This is a genomic window from Microcoleus harperi Pol14_C6, from assembly GCF_036701295.1.
Classification (GTDB): domain Bacteria; phylum Cyanobacteriota; class Cyanobacteriia; order Cyanobacteriales; family Microcoleaceae; genus Microcoleus.
In genome coordinates this window covers 126,217-134,508 of the sequence record NZ_JAUBQN010000014.1, presented here as the reverse complement: position 1 = coordinate 134,508, position 8,292 = coordinate 126,217, and the positions used below count along the sequence as shown (strand labels likewise).

Annotated in this window: 5 protein-coding genes; 1 reads left to right on the top strand and 4 read right to left on the bottom strand. The window is 45.7% G+C overall.

The features are described 5' to 3' along the window. The first annotated feature begins 38 nt into the window (after window positions 1–38). Window positions 39–494 carry a hypothetical protein gene (locus QUA27_RS12555; protein ID WP_333068326.1) on the top strand — a complete coding sequence of 152 codons (456 nt, stop codon included), beginning with the start codon at window positions 39–41 and terminating at the stop codon, window positions 492–494. Window positions 495–515: 21 nt separating this feature from the next. On the opposite strand, the gene QUA27_RS12550 is transcribed toward QUA27_RS12555, so the two are convergent. From QUA27_RS12550 to QUA27_RS12535, 4 genes are all read right to left on the bottom strand, one after another. Continuing rightward, a complete protein-coding gene (locus tag QUA27_RS12550) occupies window positions 516–890 on the bottom strand; it encodes a DUF433 domain-containing protein (RefSeq protein ID WP_333068325.1) in 375 nt (124 codons plus the stop codon). Between the two features lie 113 nt (window positions 891–1,003). After that, a complete protein-coding gene (locus QUA27_RS12545; RefSeq protein ID WP_333068324.1) occupies window positions 1,004–2,218 on the bottom strand; it encodes a glutathione S-transferase family protein in 1,215 nt (404 codons plus the stop codon). 205 nt (window positions 2,219–2,423) lie between these two features. Next, the gene (locus tag QUA27_RS12540) at window positions 2,424–3,173 is read right to left on the bottom strand and encodes a peptidylprolyl isomerase (protein ID WP_333068323.1); all 750 of its coding nucleotides are present in this window, start codon (window positions 3,171–3,173) and stop codon (window positions 2,424–2,426) included. Between the two features lie 79 nt (window positions 3,174–3,252). After that, window positions 3,253–8,253 (bottom strand): S8 family serine peptidase, encoded by a 5,001-nt coding sequence (locus QUA27_RS12535; RefSeq protein WP_333068322.1) that lies wholly within the window; start codon window positions 8,251–8,253, stop codon window positions 3,253–3,255. Window positions 8,254–8,292 lie beyond the last annotated feature (39 nt).

Sequence of the window (8,292 nt, the reverse complement as noted above, 5' to 3'; positions counted from 1 at the left end):
GATTTTAAATCATCCAAATCTTCCTTCAGTCTTGTCTTATGGTACTCTGGCTGCTTAAAAACTGTCCGGAGTATTGTCAAGAAGCATACGAGTTATTGGTACGAGGCAAGGATGCAACATTCGAGCTGATGGATGCAGTGATGACCACCAGGAATGCAGCCTGTTTGGCTGAATTTTCGCTCAGTCAGCTATTCAATCGTCAATGGTCAAGCATCTACGAGGCATTACAAGATTGTAGACCAGACCGGAAAAAACTGATGCTGCTGTATTTCCAGCAATTACAGGAGGAAGCACCCCCAACGGAACACATATTAGTGGCAATCGACCATACTGCATGGGGGAGAGCAGATGCCAAAACCTTACAAGAAAGAACCCATGAATATCAGGAAGGCGTAATTATTGGACAGGAGTACAGTACAATTGCGTGGATACCCGAAGCAGAAGGAAGTTGGGCATTACCCCTACTACATGAACGAATTAGTAGTTGGTCTTAACCATGCGATCGATGAGAAAATTCATGCTTCTAGTTCGTGCTTGGCTTTCTGCTCTTGAAGTTTTGCCCAAAGAGCCTCTCGACCGGGTTTGGGTGGCATCGCTGCAACGCGGGCAGAATGTTCGCGATTACGTTCTTCCCAGTAATGCTGAATTTCCTTAGCTTGCTTTAAAACAACTTGATACTCTGCTTCGACTTCTGCACGATTTGCCTCAATGTAGGATAAAGCAATGTTAACCTGATCGTCTGTTAAGTCAAACAAGGAACGGATAAACTTCGGGGGATATTGAGCAGTCAAATAGTCCATCACATCATAGAGAGTGATGCGCGTACCTGAAATTGTCAGTCCGCGCTCTGTACGAATAATGATTGGTTGGTTGTTGGATACTGAAACCATACCCATAGCCTGTGAAACAGTCTAGAAAATAATCCGATCGTACCTTACAAATTTGTAAGGTCGTGTTTGTAGAAATCTTTGAGCAAATCCACTGGTGCGATCGCCCCAAAATCCTACACAAAATTAGCCGGATCTTGATCTCGCCGATGCTTCAACAGAATCGGAGAACCTTGGCCATCACCCACCAAAGCCGCCGTTTCCTCCAACGCTTCCCTCAATCGCTTGGCCGCGTAGATCGACATATCACGGGGTACATTGACCCGATCGCGCAAATACCGCAAAGCCGCATCAGAACCACCCGGCGGCGTACAAACTTCGCCAGTCATCATCAAAGTTAAAGCACAACGCAAAGCCTCATCAAATAAGCTGTCATCAGCAGGATTGACTCGAATGATGTTGCGGTGATGCTTGATAACGCGGTGAAGTGCTTCAGCGCGGGAGGTTTCCGGTTCTGGATACATCACATCCGGCAGTCCAGCCCAAGGCCCATTATCCACGCGGGCTTTATTGAGTAGCATCTGAGGTTCGCCGTTTTCATAACACCCACCCATCTGAGGCGGTAAATCGTGGACGTGGGTGTGAAAATCGCTTTGAGTACCGCGATAGGTAGGGCGCGTTTCCATCGCCGCAAACCAGTCAGCAAAGCGCGGGTTTTCTTCGCGCATCGAGTAGCCTTTGTAGTAGTAAAGACTGGCATTCATGCGTTCCACGTAGGGGGTAAATATCACATCCGCAGTGCCAAATTCATCGAGGAAATAAGGCCCCGGAGTGCTAGCCAGAGCTTTTTCTACTTGGGCGACGACGCTGATAAATTGGTCGCGGTTGTGCTGTTCTACTCTGGCTGAACTTGCTGGGTAGCACAGCCAAGAGCACCAGGCTCTAAACAGCAGTCGTTCTAACCGCCGCAGGGGAATGACTGCGGGGTTTTCCATGCCCAAACCCAAGGGGCCATAGACTCGTTCCAGCGCGATTAAGATATCATCGCTTTCGGTGATGATGCGGCCGTCTAGTTCGATCGCCGGTAGCATTCCCGATGGCACTTTGCGTTTGTACCAGCTTTCCTTTTCCCCATAGCAGAACATAGTAACTTTCTCAATGCGGTAGGGGATTTCTTTTTCTTCCAGCCACAGCCAGATTTTTTGGCAGTAGGGACACCAGGCGTGGTTGTCGCGGTAGAGGGTGACTCGCACATCGGATTCGGTTTTACCAAAGAGGCGCAAGCGGGCTTGAGCGTTGGTTGGCCCGTTGACGCGATCGAGTTCAAAGTCTGTGAGGGCTTCTAATTCTGTCCAGCTTAGAGGGGCTGCGACCGTGGCGGTGGATGTCATAGGTGAATTAGTGCTGATGATGGTTCCCCAAAATATAGACTAAATGTATATCGTTTCTCAGTCGCGATCGTCCAGAAGTTAGCCACCCCCTTGATGATTCGGCGGTTTAAAGAGACTGTTGACCTTGTATGAAGGGTATTACCCCTCATACAAAGTCACAGCGAATAGCGAGAATGATTGTGCAATCAAAGTCACATTAAATAATCTAATTCAACTTGACATTCATATTTTGTAGTTTCTCTTTTAACCATTCCTCAAACAGCAGATTTTCCAAATCTCGCTTTAAAGCACCTTCTAACGAAGCAGGTAGCAGTTGTTCAACTTTCAACAAACAATAGCGTCCCTCAATCTGAAGCGGGCCAATAATTTGTCCAACTTGTGCATTTTCTGTCGCCTTGCGAATCATTTCTGGCATCTGAGCGCGAATAACTGGTCCCATTACGCCACCTACTACAGCATCATCTACGGTGGAGTATTGCTTAGCTAATTGGGCAAAATCTGCACCCTGTTCTAGTTGCGGTTTCAAATCTTGAGCAATTTCGGGATGCTGTACGACAATACGGGAAAGGACAACCCGATCCAAACCTTCTTTATTTTGCACAAAGTAGTTTTGTACTTTTGATGCTGTAACCTTTTCTTTGAGGTTTTCTTGTTTAATCCTAAAACTCACCTGTTGCTTAAAAGCAGCATAGTCAATTCCATTTGTCAATAACCATTTCTGGAAACTTTCAGGGCTGGTTAATTGCTGTTGTAAGCGAAATTCTAGGATAAATTGTTCTACGAGATCGGGTTCGGGCTCGGGAATTTCTAAAGCTTTAATTTCGTTTTCTAAGAGATATTGCTGGGCAATTTCTAACACAACTGTTGATAGTTTACCAGCCGTGCGGAGATAGCCAAGGGATTGCTGTAAAGATAAAGTTACACCGTCTATCGTTAAAAAATTGTTGATGTCCATTGGAAAATACTTACTAATCAGGGCGGTTAAAATTGGGGCAGGTTACAACTATTTCTAATTGAGCCGCCCCGTATCCATACTAGCTAACAAGCAATTTGAGCAACGTGGGGTTAGTAGCGACTTTGGCAAGGGAGTTAGCGACACCTTTGAAATTGCCATCGCCTACTGCTTTGAAAGCATTGACTAAATCCCCGATACCGGGAACCATGTACATCCCTTCAAAGAAAGCATCCAAGTACTTGCCCTCTCTTAAGTTAACAGCAGCTTTGGCTAAATGTTCGCCTTCTGCGAATCCAGCAACTTTGAATCCTGTAGAAAGCGCTTTGAGATAATCGCCCCGCTGCAAACTCCACGCCATGTCTACCCAGTCTTTGCCTTGTGAAAATCCAGCTAGGGAGAACCCAGTGGAAATGGCACTAAGGTAATTCTTGTCTTTGACATCCCATGCCATGTTTACCCATTGATCTACATTCTTAAAGCCGACGGCTGATAAACCTTGTTTGACAGCAGCACGGTCATTATTGGGATTGTTATCTTTAAGATCCCGCACCCAAGAACTATTAGTGAACTGTGTACCCGCAGCTGAGAGTAATTCATCTGCAACCTTGCTAGTTTGATTATCTTTGAGCGCGATCGCAGACTTAACAAATGCTTGGGCTTGGTTTGAATTGATGCCTAATTTGTCGAGTCCACCAACTTCTAGCCCTGTTGTAAGAGCTTCCGTATAGTTTTTATCTATTACACCCCAGGCAATGCCAACGAATTTGTCAGCATTGTTGAATCCAGCACCGGACAAACCTGCACCTAAAACGTTCTTCCAGTCACCATCTTTCATTGCCCAAGCAACATCCACAAAGGTATTTGCTACCTTATCTTTCACCTCAAGCTCTTTGAGGACATCTTTCAAGGCTGTCTTGTAGTCTTTAGTAATAATTCCCCAGCCGACATCTATTAGGATATTGACCACTTTCTCTGGCACAGCAGAACCACCAGGTATTATTTTTAGTACCCCATTAATGCCGCTCTTAACAACCCCTTTCCAATCATTTTGAACTAGAGCAATCAATCCCTCGATACCATTGACAACTGTGCCAACAACTGGAATTTTCTTCAAGGCATCGAGAACTGCACCAACGTCTACACCATCTAGACTGCTCTTAATGTTTTCGCTGATATCCTTTGAAAACTGCTTGACACTATCACTCAAGCGGTTAAAGAATCCTTTCTTGCGCCGATTCTGTTCCTCTCGTTCGCGTTCTAACTCCTCTTGCTGCAATGCTTCAAATTTGGCTACTGCTTCTTGATGCTCTTTCGTTTTTTGCTTCAATTCAGCTTCTGCTTTAGCTAAAGCAGCGTTAGCATCTGCAAGATTTTTTTCTGCTGCTTTAGATTTTGCTAGTGCGTCTTGATATACCTGTGCTGCTGCTGCTGCCTCTGCTGCTACTGCATCGTATGCAGCTTGAGCGTCTGCCAATATCTGCTGTGCCTGCGTTGCTGCTGCTGCTAGTCCGGCTTGGGCATCGTCTATAAGTTTTTGTGCCTCTGCTTGGGTCTGTGCCAAGACCGCTTCAGCAGACGCAACAATGCGGTTGGCTTCCTCTATAGCTGCGTCCAAAGCTTGTTGGGCAGCTTCAATAGCCTCCTGAGAGGACTGGTCAGCATTTGCTAAAGCTGTCCGGGCATCGTCTATTAGTTGCTGTGCTCTTGATTTTTCGGCTTCTAGTGTATTCTGAGCATTTGTCACAGCAGTTTGGGCAACCGCCTTGGCGTTTTCTAGATTAGTTTGAGCCGTAGCAACTATATTCTTGGCATTTTGTTCAGCCTCTTGCTTTTTCTTCTCTTCCTCCCGTCGTTTTGCTTCCGCTGCTGCTGCATTTGCTGCCGCCTTAGCTGCTGCTGCTTTAGCTGCATCTGCTGCTGCCTTAGCTGCTGCTGCATCTGCTGCTGCCTTAGCTGCTGCTGCTGCCGCCTTAGCTTTTGCCGCTGCTGCTGCTGCTGCTTTTTTGTCTGCTTCTATAAGAGCGTCATTAGTGACAACAAAAAGCTTTTTAGTAACTCCCCAGGTCACACTTACTGTGTACCCTAGATATTTACTTCCAATTCGCTTGCTGTAGCTATGTTCTTCATCCCTAACTTCATACCTGGAGTGCTTTGGTAGAGGGTGAAGCTTTTTAAACTGGTCTATGGCATAGTTCGCCGCCGCCTCTGATACTGCATCTCCTGTAACCCATCCTGGCAACCAGTGAGGTAATCCACTCTTAGCATAGGTAATTGAAAAAACTTGTTTCTCGCTCGTCGCTCGCTCTGTAGAAGTTATTTCATCCGAATCTATCCAAGCAGATTTTTCGAGTTTGGATTCCAGGTCATAGTAGTGGTACAGGTTGTAAAATTCAGGCCAGTTAACTTCTGGAATATTTCCGTTCTTGAGCGTAGCCTGAACCAAATCAATGTTAGGAGGTGTGTAAACTTCTGGTTTTGTTGCCTTCGCCAGATGGACTGCGGCGGCAATGTTTAGCAATCCCAAACCAGTCTCAGCGTCCCAATTAGACGCATTCAGGTCGGTAGCTGTGCGTTTTAGGATATCGATAACCTGGGTGTAGTTCAGGCTTGGATTGGCTGCCCAGATTAGAGATGCAGCACCCGTGACCTTGGCAGTTGCTACTGATGTACCAGATGCACCATTGCTGGCAGTCCCTTGTGCTAGGATATCCACCCCTTTGCCGTAGTTGGCATAATCGACTTCTCCATAGCTGGAATAATTTGCTTTTTGCCAGCCTTCAGCAGCCCCAACCACTAGGATATTGTCAAACTCCTTAGTAGCCTGAGCAAGTGCTGACATGGTAGTTCCTTGGTTCCCAGTAGAGGTAGCAACCAGAATATTATTCTGTTGAGCGTAAAGCAAAGCTGCCCGTTCAAGGGAAGTCAGTTCGTAGCGTGTAGTTACACTTCCATCCAGATTTGTTTGGGTCAAGTCAAAGCTGAGGTTGACTACAGCATTCGGTTGCCCCGATGCTTTAGCAGCGTCCACAAACTCAATCAACGACTGCGCCCAGTCTCCAGAACCAATCGCACGACCTAGCCACAGAGGAGACTTGTCATTGATGCCATCAATACCAATGCCATTGTTACGAGTGGCAGCAATTACTTCTAACATCTGAGTACCATGTTCATCTCCCTCACCTGGTTGCAACAATGGGTTGCTGTCACCATCTACCCAATCCTTACCCAGAGTGATTCGAGAGGCATTAATGTCAGGATTGTTAACCCGGAAGCCTGAGTCAATTAGACCAATTAAGGGCAAACCATTTTTCAGCAAAATATCTGCTGGCGAGGTTTTATACCAGCGATTTTCAGAAGCCAGAATCTTCGCCCAAACATCTATTTCAGCTTGAGAGTCGTCTACCCACTCGCTCCAGGAGTTTTTCAGACCATCATACTCAGTCCAGCCATCATCCATTATTTGATGACGTTGCAGATCTAAAGCCTGATAGTCTTTCCAAGCATCTGCCATGATTGAATTTTTGGAGTTTTGCAGTTGCTCGTACTGACTCCAGTAATCACCCATAACTTGGCTACGCTGGTTTTCCAGTGCTTGATACTCGCTCCAAGCTTGACTCATGAATGCTTCTTTAGAATTCTTAAGAGCATCCAACTGATTCTCAGCATCACCCATCACTTGATGACGGTAGGTATCCAGGTTCTGGTACTGGCTCCAAAGGCTATTCATTACAGTTTCTTTATTGCCTTTGAGAGCATAGTATTCATTCCAGGCATTATCCATACCCCGATCGCGGTATGCAGCTAAGTTGTAGTATTGATTCCAAGCATCGCCCATCTCCTGACGACGGTAGGCATCCATGCTCTGGTACTGATTCCATAGACTGCTCATCACAGTCTCTTTACTGCCCTTGAAAGCGTTGGATTGATTCCAGGCATCAGCCATAGCTGTATGCCTGTAGCTATCGAGGGCGCGGTAGTCATCCCAAACGTTGTTTCCAAACCCCTTACTATTCAGTTGATTCCAGGTGTAGAGCACCCAGTCATACATGAATTTATCGACGTTAGAAACAGTATTTTTTGCGTAGTCAACCCACTGAGTCAAGTAATTGCCCGTATTGGACAGGTCACTCCAGGTATAGTACGCCCAGTCATACATGAATTTATCGACGTTAGAAACGGTATTTTTTGCGTAGTCAACCCACTCATTTGTGTAGTTACCACTGCTGGAGAGATTGCTTTCTACATACTCTACCCAATCATTCATGTAGTCTCCAGAATGAGAGACTTTGCTCCAAACGTTGTACACTTGGTCGTACATATCGTTACCAACGTTTGAAAGTTGGTCATTGGTAGCACTTATCTGAGCATCTATTGAGTTTTGGATTTTAGAAAGCGTACTCCAGTGATTGTAGCCTGCGTTGTATAACTCACCATCAACATTGGTAAGTTGCCTTCCTAGTGATTGCAACTGACTATTAAGAGAGTCCTCAGTTGCCAAAATAGAGGTTTTAAAGTCGTCTACCTGTTTCTGAATTTCGCTGTTAATGCCAGTTAATACATCTTGAAGATGATTTAAACTTTGAGCCTCCTGATTATTGAGAGTAGTTAATTCTTGCTTAATCTCATATAGCCAGTTGTTAACTGAATTTTGGGCTGTAGCAACAGGCTTTTGTAAGGTTGGCTGTGTAGTAGATGCGATCGTGCCTCCCTTCTCATTCTCACCCAACACATTTCCTACTGCTGGTTGCTGTGTAGTAGAAACCAGAGGGTTTGCTTCTTTTATTAATGTAATTCCATCCATCTCCTGACTCGCCACTGTCTCTGCTACGGTGAGCTGGGTATTAGCATCAGTTGTCGGCGCGATCGCACCCCCATTATCCCCAGTAACATTGGAAACAGAATTGTCTCCTGTTACTGAATTTGGCGATGTGGTAGAAGTTGGATTAACAGCGATCACTCCCGAATTATTATCTTTTACTACTGCTGAATCGGAAGTTTTTGAAGTATCGGATACGCTCGCTCCTCCATCCTCTGTAACGCTAGATGAAGACTCGGCTGTAACGACTGGCTGTTGTGGCAATATTGTTGTGGTCGCTCCAGAGTCAAGAGGCTGATTTTG